Origin of the sequence: Prochlorococcus sp. MIT 1201 (assembly GCF_047303415.1) — a bacterium.
In the GTDB taxonomy this organism is placed as follows: Bacteria; Cyanobacteriota; Cyanobacteriia; order PCC-6307; family Cyanobiaceae; genus Prochlorococcus; species Prochlorococcus marinus_D.
In genome coordinates, this window is the sequence record NZ_CP138947.1 from 91,749 (window position 1) to 112,823 (window position 21,075).

The 21,075-nt window shown below is 44.6% G+C and carries 8 protein-coding genes; 1 reads left to right on the top strand and 7 read right to left on the bottom strand.

Annotated elements, in window-relative coordinates; genetic code table 11:
- Positions 1–121 precede the first annotated feature (121 nt).
- The 5 genes from SIB41_RS00425 to SIB41_RS00445 all read right to left on the bottom strand — a co-directional run bounded on the left by SIB41_RS00425 (position 122) and on the right by SIB41_RS00445 (position 19,346).
- Positions 122–13,672 (bottom strand): clostripain-related cysteine peptidase, encoded by a 13,551-nt coding sequence (locus SIB41_RS00425; RefSeq protein WP_413359556.1) that lies wholly within the window; start codon positions 13,670–13,672, stop codon positions 122–124.
- Complete coding sequence (locus SIB41_RS00430; RefSeq protein ID WP_413359554.1) at positions 13,669–13,881, bottom strand: hypothetical protein; 213 nt, start codon at positions 13,879–13,881, stop codon at positions 13,669–13,671. The genes SIB41_RS00425 and SIB41_RS00430 overlap by 4 nt, the downstream gene beginning before the upstream one ends.
- Before the next feature lie 232 nt (positions 13,882–14,113).
- A complete protein-coding gene (locus SIB41_RS00435; RefSeq protein ID WP_413359558.1) occupies positions 14,114–14,245 on the bottom strand; it encodes a hypothetical protein in 132 nt (43 codons plus the stop codon).
- Between the two features lie 81 nt (positions 14,246–14,326).
- Positions 14,327–15,583 carry a hypothetical protein gene (locus tag SIB41_RS00440; protein WP_413359560.1) on the bottom strand — a complete coding sequence of 419 codons (1,257 nt, stop codon included), beginning with the start codon at positions 15,581–15,583 and terminating at the stop codon, positions 14,327–14,329.
- Positions 15,584–16,340: 757 nt separating this feature from the next.
- Positions 16,341–19,346: a tetratricopeptide repeat protein gene (locus SIB41_RS00445; protein ID WP_413359562.1), complete on the bottom strand. Its 3,006-nt coding sequence runs from the start codon at positions 19,344–19,346 to the stop codon at positions 16,341–16,343.
- Positions 19,347–19,599: 253 nt separating this feature from the next.
- On the opposite strand from SIB41_RS00445, the gene SIB41_RS00450 reads away from it, so the two are divergent.
- Positions 19,600–19,815, top strand: coding sequence for a hypothetical protein (locus SIB41_RS00450; protein ID WP_413359564.1), 216 nt, complete (start codon positions 19,600–19,602; stop codon positions 19,813–19,815).
- A 224-nt stretch (positions 19,816–20,039) separates the two neighbouring features.
- On the opposite strand, the gene SIB41_RS00455 is transcribed toward SIB41_RS00450, so the two are convergent.
- Positions 20,040–20,171: a hypothetical protein gene (locus SIB41_RS00455; RefSeq protein WP_413359567.1), complete on the bottom strand. Its 132-nt coding sequence runs from the start codon at positions 20,169–20,171 to the stop codon at positions 20,040–20,042.
- 81 nt (positions 20,172–20,252) lie between these two features.
- Positions 20,253–20,939 (bottom strand): hypothetical protein, encoded by a 687-nt coding sequence (locus tag SIB41_RS00460; RefSeq protein ID WP_413359569.1) that lies wholly within the window; start codon positions 20,937–20,939, stop codon positions 20,253–20,255.
- Positions 20,940–21,075: the final 136 nt, after the last annotated feature.

Here is a 21,075-nt window from a genome sequence, read left to right on the forward strand (position 1 = left end):
TATGAGTTAGAAGAAGAGATGACTAAAACCTTGCGAGAGCTGCTTTTTTGCCTTTGAGCCTTTTTCTTTGAGCTTTTTAGCCTTGCCTCTGCTTGGCAGCCTGGTCGTTGGCTTTCAGCGCTTATGCCGAGAGCGGATCTTGGAATTCAGTGCCAGCAATGTCGTTATCGCTGCTGTTGCTATTGCCATCAGCACCGATCACACCCACAGCGGTTGGGTTTTCCAGTGATTCAACAAAGTCATTACCCGCTTCTAGGGCATTTTGATCTTTAAAAGCTTGGTTATCCCAGGCGGCATCGCCTGTTGTTCCCTGATTATCGAGTTGATCCCAGGAGATTTGATCAGAACCGGTAAAGCTTGATTGGCTTCCATTGGCCCCATTGATTGGTTGTTGATGCAGGCTTTGGCCCCAATCGGCATCCAAGACAGCTAAATCAGCCATGGAGATCTGGCCATCAAAGTTGGCATCCACTCCTCGCGCCACACTGGCATCAACAAAGCCATCTCCATTGGCATCCACTGCATCGGGATCCTCACTGGCTTGTTGTTGTCTTGCAGCACCAGCATTGAGATAAGCCAGATCTTTCATTGATACCCGGCCGTCGTAATTCAAATCGCCTTGATAGGTAATCAGGTTTTTGGAGCCCTTTTGGTTGCTGAAGAGCTCTGATCCATCAGCTTTCAAACTGGCAATGCCTAAGCCGAGATCCACCACATTGCCTGCAGCACCAGTGATCTTGATCGCTGCATGCAACTGGCCTGATTCTTGATCGGTGGAGTCGAATGCACCTGTGTCTGAACTAAAGCTGCCGCTGTTGAGGCTGTTGCGCGTGACCTGATCACCGTTTGCGCCGATGCCTTGGTAGGCAAAATAACTCTCGCTTGCTACCAGTTCTGCATTGCTGTTGGTGATGCCAGTGACTTGGATGTTTTGCGCCTCGATATTGCCAAGGTTCGTCCAGGTGCTTGTTGTTGAGATCGTGTCACCTGATCGAAGCAAATTTGTTTGTTTTGAGTTATAAGAGCCAATATCCAGATCACTGCTTAAGATCAAGCCATCGCCTTGTTCTTCTAGATTAATTGTTGCCTCATAGAGGGTGACTTTGGTTTCATCAACAGCTAAATCACCGCCAAGATCACGCAGGCTCTTGATCTCGCGATTAGCAAAACCACTTTCATCGTTTAAAGCTTTAGAGAAGACAGTTTCATCTTGATTGGCACTCAAGCCAAAGAACAGTGGTGTGCTGAGATCGTCGATGCTGCCATCTGAATTTTGATTGAGTTCGGCAAGATTAAGTTCATTGAAATTCAGATCGATCGACGCCAAAACAGCAGCATCAGTGCCGATGCTCGCGCCGGCATCGGTTAGATGGTTTCCATAGAGATCACCTGGATCTAGATCTCCAAGACTTGCAGCAGCAATACGGATGGTTCCCACATCATTATCGATGCGCACCGCATTGGCGATGGGTAGCTGCCCGCCAATGGTGATATCAGATGCCTTGATCTCATTAAACAGATAAGGATCAAAGTTGATCGTGATATCTGCTGTTTCTAGGTTGTATCCAGCTGCAAGACTCTTGGCCGTGATATCCAACCTGTAGGTATCACTCCATTTAACTGAATCACCAAGAACGGCTAATTGCTTTCTTGCTATTGCTTGCTCTGCTTCTGTTCCTTCTTTTAAATGCAGGCTATAACCCAGTTCTAGATCACTATCGAGTGTTCGCTCCAGGTGCTCTGCCCAGCTACTGGCTATGTCGGGGTTGGTTCTTACATCTGCTGTCTGGTCTTCTACGTTGTCATCATTAACGGGTTCTTCTCCATCATCATTAACAGAAGAAGCCTCTGCTTCTCCAGGAGTAAACAAGAGCGAGAAGGTTGAACTTGCACCTGGCAGGGCTAATGCTGATTGCTCCGAGGATTCTTGTGGCTTTAATTGCCTGAACTTCAGTGTATATTCTTCTCCTGAACCCGAAGTTAAATAGTCAAGGCTATTGCTGCCTGTTCCAGTAACAGTGCTAATAACATTGTTGTTAGAATCAAGGATCGCGGCTTCATATTCTGCGCCGTCAGCAACATTCACCTCGACATTCATGTTTTGCTGGATACCCGACAACGCTGATGTTTCTATGTTGTAGTAAAGCCATTCGCCATCTTCTGTTGCCGATGAAGGAGAGGTTGTGCCAAGCTCAAGTGTAGGAGCAGAAATCACACCTAATTTGGCCGCTTTGTTTTCTAGGTTGTTGTAATTAAATGATGGAGTTGGATCATTCGGCAGGTTGAATTTTAATGAGGCATTCGGTATTGGTAATCCATTATTTTTAATCTCTAATAAATACTCGGCAACTTCCAGGCCAGCCAAATTAAGCGTATGAGCATCTGATTCAGGCAGTTCAAGTGCACTTTGATCATCTGTGCTGTAGAGATTAAGTTGAAGATCCTTCAAATCATCATCAGTTTCTAAGGTGAAGAGCTTGATCGCGGTGTCTGCTTCTCCAGTATTAACAAGCGTAAATTTAAAGTATTTAGACAGTCCTTCGTCGATTGCCAAGCTGTCGATATCAATATCATTGCCACTGAGACGGCCTAAATGAAAAGCTCCGGAAGCTACGGTATTTTTAGCAGACCAATCATTAACTGGTGTATCAAGCCATTCTGTTGGAATTGCACCAGTTTGGGCTTTTAAAAATTGATCCCACTGAGTATCTTGAATAAATTTTGAATGCTTATCAATGTATGTGAGGTTATTTTCTTGTCCGCCCTGCGGATAGAAAATGGAAATGCCCCGACTTCCTCGGTAATCAAAACTTTTGTTGATAACAGCCGCTTCTACAGCCAAGAAAACTTCTCGGGCAGCATCTCGAACAGTTTGATCCAACTTAGAGGATCTGTATACACCATCCATAAAGGAACCGAGGTCAGCTGTATAATTACCTGGTTGTGGCCCGCTTATGTCATATTCAGCGGCAAATGCTCTGGCTACTTCGATACGGTTGCGATCAATAAGACGTAAGTCTTTTGTTGTATCAACAAAAGCAGATATCTTTGCGGCCAATACATCCAAGTCATCAGTATTAATCGCAGACAATGTATTTTTACGATATCCGGCCTTGTAATCCTCAACAATGGACGAGGCTAATTGTTGAGGTCCAATCTGATACGGATTGTCAACCAGAGAGAGAGCATGGGTGGCATATCTTCCACTTCCAACTCCAGAGATAGCTTCACTGCCGATGGTTACCTGGGCAGAATCCTTTAACTCATAGGCTAATTCTAAGGTGCCTGTAAGGCAACCATCCATTCTCAATATTTCAAGATCAATCGATTCCTCTTGTTTGAGTTTCTCAAGAGATTCTGCAACTTCCTCAACATAGAGATGATCTCCAGCCTCATTATCAGAAATAATGGATTGAAGGCCACTGGAATGGCCATGAATCACTAAGGCCTGATTTTCTGCTGGGGCTTGTTGATTAGCCCATTTAATAAAATCAGTTAATGTTTTAGGGTCACCCATACTCTTTTCATCTAATACTTCAAAATCAGATGAAATCCAATCTTGATGGCCATCGCCGCGCAGCAGGGAGCGGCCAACAGTATTCCATTTAATTGGCTCTCCAGAGCCTGTTGCAGAATTATCATCCAAGTCAACCCAATTAGGTTGATCCCACATCACTGCAAAATTAACATCATCGGATAATTCGAAATTGTTGATCTGGCCTTCTAAATAATTAATCGTCTGATGAATATCAATATCTATATAAGCAGGAAAGTAATACAAGAACTGCCACGCATCCTTGCGATCTGGATCCATAGGCAAATGATATTTAATTTGATAATTATTTTTAGCCTTATTATTAGTATTGGAGTCAGGATTATCTACATCAGGGCCCTCTAAATCAGTACCACTAACTTTAATTGAATACTTGCCTGCAGCAACATCCTCTAGAGATAAGAACGATCCTTTAGAATTTTGTGTTGAAGAAGCGATCAGTTGCTGGCTATCGCGGTCGATCAAATCAAATTGCAATACACCATCGTTTTGGATGTAATCGAGCTTAATGAAATCTGTTTCAATCCCGTCATGCTTGGTTTCAAAGCCTATGTAGTCAACATCATTATTGTCATGAATGGATAATTGTTGTTGGTAGCGAGTGCCTGTAAAGGCACCTAGATCAAAGATTGTCTCTGGGCTGTTATTAATTTCGTAAGGATCAGCAGTTATTGTCTTTATAGGTAGATTAAAGGTTAAATCATAGTCAGCTGAATTATAGTATTGAGACCTGGCTTCAGCTCTAAGGAAATAGTCGCCAACAGGGAGATTATGGAGCGAAATCACCTCGTTATCTGAATTACTAAAAGAACCGTCTATATAAAATGGATAAGGAGAGTTCGCTTCGCTTGTATTTTCGCCGTTCTTGTAGCCATGCTCTGTTTCTATGGCTTGTAAAAACTCCTTATTATTTTGATCATATAGGTATAGATCCAAATCCATATCCCATTGATCAAACTCTGCCTTGATATAGTGATGCTCGTTGCCTGAGTCACGCATCGAGAACTGATAAATATCTCTATCACTTAGGTCATGGATTGCTGTATGAGTCAGTTGCTGCTTGCCTACAAATTTGCCGGAATCTATTAATTGATCGAGCTCAAAATTGTAATCATCAAAATTGAACGGATCAGGATCCTGCCATGAATTAAAACTATCATTTGAATGTTGGTCATCATAAACATCGCCAAGTGGCTCAATATTGATATCATCATTCCATGGATATCGTCTTTCGCTTTCAAAATATTGTCCTTTTCTGCCAGTAAGAAAAGCAAATCTATATGGAGTTACGTCTTTAACTCCATCAGCCCATCTATGATCGTAGCTGCTAACTCTGAAATAATATGTGCCAGGTTGTGCAAGTGGCATTTTCCTGCCTGCTGAGATAAATTCCTGGCCGTTACCAGAACCCTCTACATTCTGATCTCGAGTCCTCTCCCAATGAGGAGAATATATGGGGTTTAATGTTTGATCATCGGGATTTAATCGAAAAGCCTCTAGTCTTAAGCGGCCATCACCCGAGTTGTAATCTAGATAAGCGCCTACACTCTTATCAGCGTTTATTGGATCAGTAATTGTATACTTGTACCAATCTTCTCGATTGTCAGGGCTGAGAGTTTCATAGACATCCTTGAATTGATGGTTATATATACCTGTTGGCATGTATCCATAGAAAGATTTGAAAACTGATTTGATTCGATTCAATTCTTCTTCGTTACGCGTAGCCTCAGGTTCGTAGGCAAGATCATCTTTGTGTTGTTGTAGTGCTCGTTCTATCTCTTCTTGGGTTGTTGAATTATTTAAATTAGCCTCTTGCAAGAGATTTTTAGTTGGCAAATCATAATGAAGGGAATAGTTGTTGTTTTGCCCTCTTCCTATAATCTTGATGATGTAGTCATCAGCAGGCAGATTCAATAAGTCGATACGTTCGCTATTGCCAAAACCGTGTGAATAATCAATGATTTCATCGCCCTCTGAACTCAATAATTCAAGATCAATATTTCCTAGTTGGTCCCAAAAATCAACTTGTATGTAATCCTCTTCTTCTTCAAGCCAATGAGGGCGAGATTTAAATACTGTAGAGAACTTATAATAATCAGTGAAATTGTCTTCAGCAAAAGACAAATTCTTAAGCTCGCCTTGGCTATTGCGTAATGCTGAAGAGGTTAATGCGATTGAATTAGTATCATATACTTGCCCCAACTCAGTATTGGGTTCGCCATCATGATGGCGAATCTGATCAACGAATGAGCCTGTAATCGCGACTGCATTTTCTATGCTGCTATTTTGATAATAAGCCTGAGAGTTAAGATGGTCTGAACTTGTAATCAATTCAAAATCATAGTTCGTAGGCATTCCTGAAACCCTTGCCTGATAGGTTCCTGCTGATAAGCCTTCAAGAGAAATCCACTCATCGTCAGTTGGTTGAGCATAAGCAACAGAATCTGCTGTATTGATCACTTGTTGGTTATCTTTTTGTACTAGCTCGAGTTTGAGATCTCCATCTTGACGATCGAACCTGATTCCTATGCCTTGATCTGTTGAGCCATCTCCAGTAATCGTAAACGCGCGATTGTCGATATCATTTAAAATTATAGCCTGATCTTCTAATCGAAGGATACCATCAACTACGCCTAAATCTACGTTGTCATTTTCATCTTCAAGAGTTTCATATAAGTCATCAGCGTAAAGATGATAATCTTCAGCTATGTTGTTTGCAACTACAGAATAAGCAATCGGATTTGATCCGAAATCACCTTGAGCTTCATCGTAAACAACACTAATAATGTGCTCTCCTGCCGAGTAGCCAGCAAGATTTAGTTGATCACTACCGCCAGCAAATTGAAGTTTGTTTTGTGTTGATTCATGTTCAGTAACGATTTCTATTGATTGAGATGCAACTCCATCTCGCGGCAAAATAAATTTGTAAAAGTCTTTATCGCGTGCATAATGGATCGTTGATTCTTCATAAATAGTTTGATTAGATGATTGGTCAAGCGTTACAGCATTCTCAGCTGTGTCAAAAACATCGCGTTGATCATTTTTATCTCCTTGAATTGGATTTGGTGGCCCATTAAATTCGAGAGAATAGTCTCCTCTCGGGCCTTGCCCTACTTGTAAAATATACTCTCCAGGCCCTAATGGTGGTTTCCCTAATCTCCCCCCCTTATAATTTCCACTTCCGTCAAGAACAATGCTGGCACTTCCATCCGCGCCTTCTTCAACAGCACCGCGCCCCGTAGTTCCTCTGAAACGCCAATATGAATTAAGCCCGTGGTTAATGGGATTATACCAATGAGGGCGTTCATATTCACCATAATTTATGAGTGTTGGAGAATGACTTCCATTTCTATCCCAAACTCCCTGCTCTCGAGTAGGAGTAATATCATTAGAACTTAATTGTATTTTGGGTGTATTACGACCATCAAGAGAATTGATTGTAATATTATCATCAATATCTGGCCAATGATTGAGAGTTAAAGAATAAGTATCAAACGATCCTTTATTGTAAAACCAACCAGGATCCGTTGCACCCCCAATTACTTCGCGTTCTTTATTGTAAAACCAACTCGGATCCTTGTCAGCAGCCCCATTGACTTCGACGGCTTGATTCCAGCGGTCGTCGGCTGCTGTTGATTCCCATTGAACTTTGGCTGAATTCCAGCGGTATTTTGATTCCGATTCAGGATCAGGTGGTATATAAAATCTCAGATCTTCTTCATGCTGGATTTCCAGAGTTAGGTCATCAACTATTACAGGCGATCCATCTTCATGTTCATGTATTAGGCCCAGCGGGGTTATTGCTTGAGTCGCTTGCGGATCAACAGGAGAAGGCACATAAGGTCTACCATCATATAAAACATCATTATGTTCAAACCTATCGGCAGGAAGTGGATCAGCATATATGTTCTGGATATTAACTGTATAGTCTCCAAAATCCTTATCGCCTTCAATGACTCTTTGAGCTTGATTTGGTTGTATTTTTAAATAGTATTCTCCAGGACCTAAATTTTCTTCTACGAGATAGTTAAGATAGTTTATCTCTTTTTCAGACCTATAGTTATCATAGCGAAAACCTTCTGCTAAGACCTGTTTGTCAGCATTGAGCAGGAAAGTATCTACATTGTTTCTATTTTCATATGTTTTATCGGGCCGGGCAACAAAAATTGTTGTTTTTTCTGTATTGTCTTCAATCGAAAATTTGTACCAATCGTCATCTAGCTTGTGATTCAAACTGCCAGTGGTTGAATCCTGAACTCCTTGGTATATATCACTTGCATTGAAGGCTTCTGTTGCCGTTTCAAACGTATCGTTGCCTACTAGCCCTTCATGGCTATCACCATAGCGCATTCCAGTCGTTGGATCAATCGTTATACCAATCCTTGGATCATCCTGATCTAGGTTAATACTAATAGCGTATGAATCAAGATTTTCATCGGAAGTATTATATAAATGATTTCCAAAACTATCACTTCTAACGACTAATCCATACTCACCCGCTGGCATTCCATGCCAGGTGCCAGTGCTTTCGTCGCGCCATCCAGGAAAAGGTTGTTGTATTCTTTCTGAAAAGTCTGATGTCCATATTTCAGGAGTCCCAACGACTTCCTCACTGCTTGAATCAACAATATCAATCGAATGCCACCTCGATGCATCGTTGACTAAATTGAACGTAAAAACATCAACATCATGCTTCCATTCGTGATCAAGTGCATTCTGCACTTGAGCATCGCGGGGATGCAGATCCAATGGCTTACCTGTAGGGTTAAATGGCCCATTATTGAAATACACATGCGAGCTGAACCCACCACTACCCCAGAGCCCATTATCTGGTGGTTTATGGGTTAAGGCTAATTCTTCACCATCAAATGTTAGATCCGTAATGAATCCACTAACAAGATCGCCTAACGGAGTTGCTGTTTCTGGCGTGTCGTTTCTATTATCGCCTTCAAACCTATCTTTATCGGGGAAGAAAGTCTCAGGAGGCAATGGCCCTGCTGGCAGGCTAAATTCGATTTCATAACGCTCTCTATTTTCTATACCTGTAAATCGGTCCGTATAAAAACGAGATAAATCTCCTGCTATTTCAAGATAATAGTCTTTGCCTGCCTTAAGTTGTTGATATTCCTCTGGCCACCAAGAATCTGGCGTTATACTTTCTGTGGGTCCAACAGAGCGTATAGGGGCTACAAAAGGTAGGTGATAGTTATTCCCGTCTTCGTCAACACTAAGGTGGCCTCGGGCATAAGGGCTTACTACTTCTGTACCAGGACCAAATTCAATCCCATCTTCGTCGAATATCCTGATACTTATATCAGCCCCATCTGTAACAGATGCTGTTATTTCTGTAATATCGTTTCTAAACTGGCTAATGTTAGAAGCTCTATCCGCACTCGATTTATAAGAATAATCTCCGATTGCATGTCCGCCATACGGGCGGCTGTAATTGTTTCCAAGAACCCCGTATGACAGCTCATCTGTACTGTATGAGACATCTCCATTATTGTTTGTAGTATCACTAACTTGAAACTTATAATAATCAATATCTTCTGCTGAATGTAATGTTAGATTTGAAAGCTTGAAGCCATCTGAGATCACTCCAAGGTCTACAGCATTTTCTAATTTCTGATTACCTAAGTTATTGCTATCGTATACATCAGCTCCAAATATCTCTTGGGTATATTCCTTTATATTTGAATGTTCGCCAATGCCAATCGAATATTTCGTGGGAACATCTGATTTGAGCTCGACTACATAATCGCCTGCGGCAAGCCCATCCAGCGGAATGATAGTTCTTGAATCAATTTCGATCTGGCCATAACTTCCCGACCCCGTTGACTTGGCATATTCTGCTGCTTTTATGAATGTTGTTCCATCAGCTTCAAGCAGGTTGACTTCTTGACCTTTAAGGCCGGCTAAATCTGTAAAAACAAAATCCTGAGCCGTTCCTTCTGCCAATAAACTAAATTTATATTTATCAATATCGTTTGCATTGTCTATTGTTTTTCCTGTAACAACTCGATTTCCAGTCCCACCCATTGTTCTATCATTTTCTGTTATTACTAAATCAATAATCGACTCCACATTGTTTTGATCTTCTTTGTCTTTTTTGAGATTTACTTCTAAATCACTATAACTTGTCTGGGCTTCAATTGTATATGAATTGGTCGCACCATCGACTCCAGAAACTCTGATGACACCATATGATGGTGCACGAGAAGGATCGCTTGAGTTGTTGTTGAGGATTAGCTCAGAATCATCGTCAAGGCCGGTTAACTGAAGCCCATTTCCAATGATCCCATCCGCGGAAAGATGGGTGTCAGCGTAATAGCGCTGACTGTCTATACCCTGCGATATCCATGGTTGACTTGAATGGGGCCGGATACCACCTTCAATTACATTTAAGGGGCCAGAGCCACGATTAAATTTAACTTCTAATCGATCAACATTGAGCGCGCGATCATCAGGGTGTTTGTAAATATAATAATCAACATCATCTGATGTATTGATTGAAAATTGGCCTAATGTGGATTGCCCAGGCTTTAGTTCTCCTAAATATACTGCATCTTTTAATGTATCATTTCCAGATCCATAGATTGCATCAACATCCCATCTTAGGCTTGGGTTGTCATGGGGATTATCAGGGCCAACATGGCCGACTTGCAACAGCCTATCGTAGCTTTCATACCATTCAGGGCTATCTTTGCTTGCTGTTGGCTTAAAGCTAAGATCATAAAATCCAGCCTCATTATTTGGGCTTGATACAACCAGATCATATGAACCTTGCGGCAAGTTAGCTAGGCTAATCGATTCTATCCAATCAGATTCCGCAACAGGAAACGATTTTGGAATGATATATTCACTTCCATTCCATTTACTTAAGAAATAAGGGTCTGATTCTGAGGTGTAAATAGGCTGATCGCGATCAGCTTGATGTAGCGCTAATTGAAGGTCAGCTTGGCTATGGTCAAATTCTAGAACAACTTCGTTTACCTTTGTATCTTGATCAATTGAGAATCTATAGCGATCAACATCAGTGGCATCATTAATTGCTTTTGATAAAAGTATTGTGTTTTCATCGACACTGCCAAGCTGTAGGGCATGAGAAGATCCTTCTTCATCTGCCTGATCTATCGTAAGTGGCGGCGGTGCATCAAAATGCAAGCCATAAATACCATCTATTTTATCCGCATTTGTTGAATGGTTGATTTCAAGTAGATACTTACCTGCTGTTATGCCATCTAATTCCAATTTAGTTGCGAAGTCTCCACTGGTTCTTGGGAGACCATTCAATCCATATTCAAAGACGCTTGCTACGGAGTTGCCTTGAATATCTGACAACTCCATTGACAAATAATTCTCATCAATAAAATCATCTCTAATTAAATTAATCGAATGCTCTGCAGTCGCATCCGTTTCGAAGGTCAACAAGTACTTATCAGGTTTATCTTGGTAAAGCGTTAAATAAGGATTCGTCCCTGCGAATCCATAGCTTTGTTCACCCGTTACCTTGCCAAGATCATGCTTATATGATCTGCCAACGATCAGTTGATCAAATGGATCCGCCTTTACATTGTTACCAATAACGAAGGGGATGCCTTTTTCACTACTAACGTTCTCCCTATTGTTTGCTTCATATATTGCTTGATCGCTCTGATAATTAATATCACCTACAACAAGATAATATTGCTTGCCATTCTCCATTTTATCGATTGGATTCTCCCCACCATTCCAACCAGATCCTGATTCATATTCGCTCTCATTCTCAACCATCAAGCCTTCGCTATCATAATAAGTTTTAGATACCAGAGATTGTGAGTATGGCTCTATATTCCCGCTATCTTGGCCTGTATATGTGAAAGAATAGACTTTGCGCTCGTTCGCTTCTAGATAACCTGTTGACCTCCACTCTGTTAACGGCTCAACAGTTCCTTGGGTAATTGCATGATCAATTTCGTTTGAAACGTTTGTATTTGCAATTGATCCGATATTGTTTCCCGTAATCGATTGCAATTGCTCTTGGCTAGCTTGCGGTTGTGTATAGCCTGCCTGAAGAGTTTGCCCCGTTTCTATATTGGTATCAGTTTTAAGGTAAACGACATTATCAACGATTCGATAACTCTTGAGTGCAACATCTTCTCCATTGACATTCACATTAAATGCATCTAGAGGAGTATCATTAAAGCGACTTAATGATTGATCAAAGTAGAGAGCAACCTCTTGATAACTATCGGCTCCTCCATTGAGATCATTCCCTGTCCAGGTGCGTGGAATCGCTAATGCATGTGTTAATTGTGCTGTTGATTCTTTTGTTGTACCAGTATTGAACTTTAATGCTGATTGGTTTTCAAGTGCAGCGCTATTTCTGGTTCCATCAAGAATAACTCCTTTGCCATAGCCGATCGTATAGGCTGCATTTTCTCTTAGTGGAGAAGAGGGGTTAACGACGATGAGATTATTCTTTATTGTAACTTGATCAGGGTCATTGATATCAATCTCGATTGTATCGCCATTGTCATTAGAAATTATGAGATTACCTGACCCGGCAAAAACTTGATCATCAAAACTAAATTCAATCCTACTCTTTGGATCTACATCATTGCTCTTGTTATTTGTACTTGCAACATATAATAGAGGAGGTGTTGCGTCAGCACTTATTTCTAATTCGTAGTAGGCATTCCAGGGCCTATGATCTCGTTCCCAGGATACTTGTGCATAATATGTTCCGGCTTCTAGATTCTGCTCTGTTGTGGTTATCTTTTCACCGCTCAATAAGTTACCATCGCTATCCAAAAGCTCAAAAACAGCAGCGCCTTGTGTTGGGGTTGGCCGGTCACTGTTAGAGCCATTGGTGTAAATCTCTTCGTTTTTAATTGCAATCGTATAATTTCTATCTTCTTCTACTATCAATTTTACCCAGTCTACATCGCTAGAATTGGAAAAATTACTGGCCAGTTTGTTATTGGGATCATCAACTGAATGAACATATTCAATCACTGCAGCGGTTGTATTATTGGCCTCAAGATCTATTCCTTCGGTTGAAAAATTCCATTCTGTTGGATCTTGAATGCCAGCATAATAGTTGCCGGATATATCTTTAATGGCTGTCTCGTCGATCAGTACAAAGTAACTCTCATTTGGCTTGAGTTCTTCTCCAACCTTGAATCTTACGTCTGTTGTAAAATTGTAATAATCTCCATCAGTGATTTCTATTGATAATTGTTCAGCATCGCTCACGTCTATTTGTCTTACGTCATCAGAGCCATTGCTTAGCGTGATATATCCACTGCCTCTTTCTACTGCCTCATTAAATTCAATGGGCATCCATTCCAATGAAGTATCAACGTATTGTGCATTGTTTGATAGATTGTAATCTGGTTGCCAAACTGGCGAATCTTCATCATTCCGTTCTTCTATCTTGAATGATAATGTAGTGCCATCATCTAGCCCTTGCCAGTAATTACCTGCTTGATCTTTAATTGCATCATCACTAAATGTAAGTTGATATTCAGTGCCTGGTTCGAAATTGATTGATTGGAAATCTACTCTTTGATCATCAACAAAGCGGCTGGGAGCCCAAGGTAATTCAATTTTTATCCTGCCACCAGAGCTAGATCCGTTGTAGACTTCTATTCCTGGCGTTGTATAAACATAATCTGGCCATGGCCCTGATGGATTAGTGGAATAAAATGCAATCTCATTGTTATATCCATTATTATCTGTAAGAGTTATCGAGCCATTCTCCCCTAGCTCAATGGATTCGTCGAAATAAAACCCAAGCGTTCCAACTTTATCGGTAGTTGGATAATCAAATGTCAGTGGCCCATCCTCCCAGCCACCCACACTCATTTTCAATTGAGGTGGAGTGGTGTCTACAGGGTCTGCAACTGTTGCGGCAACGACAGAATTTGCTGATAGACCTGCTGCGATTGGCGTTGTTACTGCTGCAACGCTAATAGGTGGGCTCAAGCTGAGAACTGGATCAAGGCTGCTGCTACTAACGCTGGTTGCGCTGCTATTGCTGTTATTTGTTGCTTCTCCATCAGCCGCAAAGCTTTCTTGGCCTGCATTGATGCTGGCCTGATCGTCTTGTTCGTTGCTGTGATCGAGGCTGCTCATCGCCGCAAGCCTCGCCAGCGGCTTAGCGCTAGACCGTGCCCTTGGCGATGCTCATTCGCTTGGCCTTGCCCTTGCTTATTCCTACGCCCTTGCCTTTGGCCTGCTTCTACCCCACCCACAGCCAGCAGCTTGATCTGCAGGCAGGCTGATCCATCAAGGAGCCCGCTCAGCTCCCTGGCCAAAAGATCAGTATTGGCGGGGGGTAGCACCTTACAAGCGGTTGATCGGCACAATTTCAAGCCTATTTCTAGGGGAAATCGCTTAGCTCAGGCAATCCTCTGCCAGAAGACTTATCGATTCACTGCCGTGATGCTGTTGAGTATGAGTTAGAAGAAGAGATGACTAAAACCTTGCGAGAGCTGCTTTTTTGCCTTTGAGCCTTTTTCTTTGAGCTTTTTAGCCTTGCCTCTGCTTGGCAGCCTGGTCGTTGGCTTTCAGCGCTTATGCCGAGAGCGGATCTTGGAATTCAGTGCCAGCAATGTCGTTATCGCTGCTGTTGCTATTGCCATCAGCACCGATCACACCCACAGCCGCTGGTGATTCGAGTGCCGTACATCCGCAAATGTGGTTCATCTCAGCGTTGAACTTATTTACTAGTCACTCTCTTGAGGTCTTCCATCATTGGGCTCCAGTCATCCCTATTCATTTGGCTGACTAGCCAAAGGCTTGCTTGAACGAATCACGCATTGTGCGAAAGCTGGTGGTTCTGTAGCTGCGGTTGTGAACTTCTTCTGAGTGGCCCATTGCTGCGCAAAGATCAGCCTTGTGCACCTGCATCGATTCGCACACGAGTGAATAGGTGTCGCGGAAGCTATAGGGCCTCAGCCATTCGCCTTGCGCGGCTTTCTGTTTCACCAGCTCCTGCCAATAGGGCAAACGGCGCAGGGTTTTTCCCAGGTTGGCACCAGTGATTTCCATGCGATTGCCATCGCTGCCGATCGGTAGCTTCAGCTCACAGCGCTGGATTTGACCCACAAGCTCAAAACTCTGGCCGGCTACGGGAACGGCCTCAAGCCAGCGGGGCTCATTTGATCTCTTCACGCCACGTGTTGTGTAGACCTTGCCCTGGCTGCAAAAGAGCTGAGCTTCACCGTCGGCATTGGTTCGAACGATCAGGCAGTTCACTTCCCACATCCGTAGACCGAACACCCGCAGCAGTCTGGCCACATTCGCCCAACCTTCTTCTAGGAGCTCGAATAGTTGCAAGCATTCAGCATCAGATAAGGTCGCCTTGATTCTCCTTTTAGCTGAGCTGCCGCGGAGTTTTTCGTATTCACGTGGGCTGATCAACCAGCACTGGGATTGCCTGTGTTCATGCACGGCGAATTCAAGGAAAAGTTTGAGGGCCAGGCTGCATTCGAGCCTGCTGGCCGGCATGTTGATCCACGGCTTAAGAGGCTCCCCAAATCTCACGCCTGCTTTCTGGTTTGTTCTCTTATGTATAAGGACTTTGTCGGCGAGCTCTTTGCCTGTTTGCGGTTGATTGCGACCGCTCAGGAACTGCAGGGCGATCTTTAGGTATCTGCCATAACTGGCTTGATAGGTGGCGGCCTTGATCTGATTGCGCATGGTGAGCTTGTCGTGGCGAAAGGCCTCGGCGATCACAGGCCATGGGCTCACGACAAGATCTTGCTTTTGATCGCTTCCTGATAAGGCATCGTCGATCGCTTTCTTCAGTGTCAGTTGGCCAGCCATCACTGGGCCATAGATCAAATTGCAGAGCTGGATCACCTCATTGATGGATCCAGGTGCCCATGGGTAGGGAAGAGTGGCAGCAGCGTTGGCAGGCCAGTTGCCAGTGTTAGGGAACTGGAGCTTGAGTCGGACTTTGCCGTAGTGGTTTGAGACCCCCCAGCCACGACGGTTGGTACGAACGGCAGCCCGGAAACCAGCTTGCCAAGCGTTGGCCAATGCTCGGGATAAAACTCGGGATAAAATTACTGCTTACCGCTCCCGCGCACAACCACATACTCCTTGAAATTCCTTTGAGTATTCAATACCTGACTAGGATTCCTGCCCTCGTGGCTGCCTGACCCTAATAAGGGAGATGGGGTGAGGTCAGCCTTATCACCCAAATGACTCATGGGGGCTGGAAGGCCCCTCCTTTATTGCTCCAGGACAGCCGATCTGAAGGGTCTGTTGGTTAGTGCAAAACGCCTCTGTGTCTAAAAGTGTGCCTAAGGGTTTTGGTAAGGCCGAATTTCCACCAATGGGATTTGCGTGAGATCAAGTTGAGGCGATGAGAAACAGAGGAGCCTTTCGGGCATTGCTCCCTTTCCTTGCCTCAGGGGTTACAAAGCGCGGCTCTGAAAGCCCATAGCTCCCAATTGATCAGGCTGGGAGCAATGATTGAATCAAGTCACCAGGATGAGGTTCAGGAGCCCAATCCCCTAAGGGTCGGGGCATGTATGAGCAATGACCGAAGTGCCGGAGAGCTTCCTTATTTCATTCTCCTGCCAATCCCTATTCGTGCGTTAGTTCTACACCCTTAGGGGGTGGGGTGCTTTTGGGTCCTCCTTAGGCTTTTCTGGCTCGGGCGCCTTGCGCGCAATAAAGAGCTAGTGGATGCAATTCTTTTGATTCGCCAGGCACAACGTACGCAAATGTATTGCCTCACTTTCAAAAGATGATTGTTGATTCATGAATCGCGCGGCGATTATTTCAAATACTAATAGGATGCTTCCCAAAGCTTTTCATTTCTACTGACGTCGAATGCTATGCAAATTCTTTGCGTTTCAGACTGGAAGGGCAGAGTCCTGTGAAAAAGCGCTGAGGAAAAAATATTTAAGTCTCTAGCGCTCGGCCGGATTACTCTTCTTTCGAATGCTGAAGTTCCTCTAGGATATTTTGGGCCTTGATGACTGAATTCAATAGCGCCTTCATCTGCATTGGCACCTTCTTCTGGCATTTGCAAATAGAAAGTTCCTGTTAGCCATCCAGTTTCATGGTTATGAGACTTAAGATTTCCGCCTTTATCCATGACGATTGCCCACCCTCTTAGGAGGTATAGATTCTTCTCCCAGTTGACCCTAAAATTTTTGTCGGTATTGATATCGCATGTTTGATTGTAGTTGTCGATCTTTTGAACTAGTAGCTCTTTAAGTACTTGAAATGGCTTTTCAGGTAAATCGAGAATATTTCCAGATGTTTGCAAGCCGTTGGCTAGATGCCCCTGAACTCTTGATTGCAACGATCCGCTTGAAAGTCGAATCAATATTTCCTGAATCAGCGCATCAGAGAATTCCTGCTTATTAATGGGCTGAACAAAAACAGAATCGAGACTGGTTCCATCCAGCCCATTATCTAGCATTTGACCATATAAAATATTGGCGTGATCTATTGCTGCGACACCTTGCTCGCCAAGCCATTGCTTGCTTATTAAATCTTTGGCGCATCGGTTGAATTCGAGCTTCTCGTTCAGACACAGGTAAAGGGAAAGAAGAAGATTGCCTGATTTCTTGCTAGAGATATTACTTATTGCCTTTACCCCGTCACGGTAATTACCAAGATAGTAATAAGTTCGGGCTAATTCGACTGCTGCGTTCTCTTTCGTTTTCTCGCTTTTCATAGCCTTTGTCAGAAAAGCAAGCGCTTGATCGAGCTGCCCGAGATCTTGGTAGATCTCGCCCAGGTTCATGAGGGCATCCGGGTTATCAGGCTTGAGCTCTAGGGATTTAAGGGTTGCTGCAAGAGCTTGATCGAGCTGCCCGAGATTTTTGTAGATCCCGCCCAGGTTCGTGAGGGCATCCGGGTTATCAGGCTTGAGCTCTAGGGATTTAAGGGTTGATGCAAGAGCTTGATCGAGCTGCCCGAGATGTTTGTAGATCCCGCCCAGGTTCATGAGGGCATCCGGGTTATCAGGCTTGAGCTCTAGGGATTTAAGGGTTGATGCAAGAGCTTGATCGAGCTGCCCGAGATCTTTGTAGATCCCGCACAGGTTCATGAGGGCAGTGGGGTTATCAGGCTTGAGCTCTAGGGATTTAAGGGTTGCTGCAAGCGCTTGATCGAGCTGCCCGAGATCTTTGTAGATCCCGCCCAGGTTCATGTGGGCAGTGGGGTTATCAGGCTTGAGCTCTAGGGATTTAAGGGTTGCTGCAAGCGCTTGATCGAGCTGCCCGAGATCTTGGTAGATGCCGCCCAGGTTCATGTGGGCAGTGGGGTTATCAGGCTTGAGCTCTAGAGATTTAAGGGTTGCTGCAAGCGCTTGATCGAGCTGCCCGAGATCTTTGTAGATCCCGCCCAGGTTCATGAGGGCATCCGGGTTATCAGGCTTGAGCTCTAGGGATTTCAGGGTTGCTGCAAGAGCTTGATCGAGCTGCCCGAGATCTTTGTAGATGCCGCCCAGGTTCATGAGGGCATCCGGGTTATCAGGCTTGAGCTCTAGGGATTTAAGGGTTGATGCAAGAGCTTGATCGAGCTGCCCGAGATCTTGGTAGATGCCGCCCAGGTTCATGTGGGCAGTGGGGTTATCAGGCTTGAGCTCTAGGGATTTAAGGGTTGCTGCAAGAGCTTGATCGAGCTGCCCGAGATTTTTGTAGATCCCGCCCAGGTTCGTGAGGGCATCCGGGTTATCAGGCTTGAGCTCTAGGGATTTAAGGGTTGATGCAAGAGCTTGATCGAGCTGCCCGAGATGTTTGTAGATCCCGCCCAGGTTCATGAGGGCATCCGGGTTATCAGGCTTGAGCTCTAGGGATTTAAGGGTTGATGCAAGAGCTTGATCGAGCTGCCCGAGATCTTTGTAGATCCCGCACAGGTTCATGAGGGCAGTGGGGTTATCAGGCTTGAGCTCTAGGGATTTAAGGGTTGCTGCAAGCGCTTGATCGAGCTGCCCGAGATCTTTGTAGATCCCGCCCAGGTTCATGTGGGCAGTGGGGTTATCAGGCTTGAGCTCTAGGGATTTAAGGGTTGCTGCAAGCGCTTGATCGAGCTGCCCGAGATCTTGGTAGATGCCGCCCAGGTTCATGTGGGCAGTGGGGTTATCAGGCTTGAGCTCTAGAGATTTAAGGGTTGCTGCAAGCGCTTGATCGAGCTGCCCGAGATCTTTGTAGATGCCGCCCAGGTTCATGAGGGCATCCGGGTTATCAGGCTTGAGCTCTAGGGATTTCAGGGTTGCTGCAAGAGCTTGATCGAGCTGCCCGAGATCTTTGTAGATCCCGCCCAGGTTCATGAGGGCATCCGGGTTATCAGGCTTGAGCTCTAGGGATTTAAGGGTTGATGCAAGAGCTTGATCGAGCTGCCCGAGATCTTGGTAGATGCCGCCCAGGTTCATGTGATACGGAGCGAATGATTGATCTAAATCTCTGGCTTTTTTGACTAATTGTTCTGCTGCTTCTAGGTTTCCCTGTCGCTTAGCGATTAACCCAAGATTGTTGATTGCTGGTGCGTAATTCTGATCGATCGATAAAGCAGCCTTGTAAAGCCTTATCGCTTCCGCGTCGTTTTGGAGAGCATTGAAAATGTTGCCAATATCCTTCACGATTTCAGGATCATTGCTATCGAGTTGATGAGCTTTAACCAGGCATTGCTGCGCTTTTTCAAATTGTCCTAAAGCAAGTAGTGATTTTCCTGCGTACTTATAGGCATAGATCTCTTCTGGATTGACCTGTAAGGAATTTTGGCAAGCCTGCAGGCATTCTTGATGGCGACCAGCGGCTGAGAGCTCTTGTATCGTCATCAGATCTGTCACGTCATCAAATGGTCGTATTGACAGGATTTTACTTGTGGTTTTAATCGATCCTCGAGGGAGACCAGAACCTCTCTCAAGCTATCTCCAGCCTTGCTCTAACCCACTCACCATCGATCCAGCTTTAATAAGTGATGGAGCCATAGAAAGCAGCTCATGGGTCTCACCAGCGCTATTGATGAGGCTCACTACATCCAAATAACACCTGAATCTTCATCAACGCTTCTCTGGCCTTGGCGGCCTGGTGAACCACGAACAACGGCCTTCCGCTAGCGATTTTGAGGGCTGGGAGGCCACCTTGATTAATGCACTCCAGAAGAACCTAAAGGGAGGGGGGGCTCCTCTAACTCCACTTGAGACTGCCTTGGATTTCGAAGTCTTAGCATGGGACCATGGAAATATTCATTTGACTGCAGTTCGAACTGAATCCATCAGCTTTGCCTACCTTGGTGATTATTGATTGAGAGTTATAGGACCTACCATGACTCGTTTCATATCCGACCCTTGAATAAGCACAATCTTTAGGCGGCTATGATATATAAGGTTATTGATTGGGTTGTATGAATAGGAAGGCAAGACTTCGCACTATTGAATAGCTCAAAAGTGCACTGGCCAAGCCAGTTAAATATATTTTTTGGGTATAAAAAGGATGTTTCTTGCAACAAGCTTTATTGTTGCTTTGCTTTAACCGGTGAGCGGATCTTGGAAATAGTCGCCGCCGATATCTTGATCGCTGCTGTCGCTATTGCCATCAGCGCCGATCACACCCACAGCCGCTGGTGATTCGAGTGCCGTACATCTGCAAATGTGGTTCATCTCAGCGGTGAACTTATTTACTAGTCACTCTCTTGAGGTCTTCCATCATTGGGCTCCAGTCATCCATATTCATTTGGCTGACTAGCCAAAGGCTTGCTTGAACGAATCACGCATTGTGCGAAAGCTGGTGGTTCTGTAGCTGCGGTTGTGAACTTCTTCTGAGTGGCCCATTGCTGCGCAAAGATCAGCCTTGTGCACCTGCATCGATTCGCACACGAGTGAATAGGTGTCGCGGAAGCTATAGGGCCTCAGCCATTCGCCTTGCGCGGCTTTCTGTTTCACCAGCTCCTGCCAATAGGGCAAACGGCGCAGGGTTTTTCCCAGGTTGGCACCAGTGATTTCCATGCGATTGCCATCGCTGCCGATCGGTAGCTTCAGCTCACAGCGCTGGATTTGACCCACAAGCTCAAAACTCTGGCCGGCTACGGGAACGGCCTCAAGCCAGCGGGGCTCATTTGATCTCTTCACGCCACGTGTTGTGTAGACCTTGCCCTGGCTGCAAAAGAGCTGAGCTTCACCGTCGGCATTGGTTCGAACGATCAGGCAGTTCACTTCCCACATCCGTAGACCGAACACCCGCAGCAGTCTGGCCACATTCGCCCAACCTTCTTCTAGGAGGTCGTCGTTGCCATCAGGGTCGCTCTTAGAGCTTGGCAACACGCGACAATGTCTTTGCAGCTCCGATGAATGAGTTGAGTTGACCTGTCCGAAAGCCTTATTTGATGGAGGCTTTGGTGTGATTGACGCCTCCTGATGTATTCGAACCATCGACCGATTGCTTAGAAGGCAGTTGACGAGGCCAGTGGTGATGGAAGTTTTTTTGCGCGAGAGTCTGGGCTCTTGCTGATGCTCGCTTGCGTTTGTAATTCCGTGCAAGCGTGATTTAACGCAAAAGTGAGAGCAG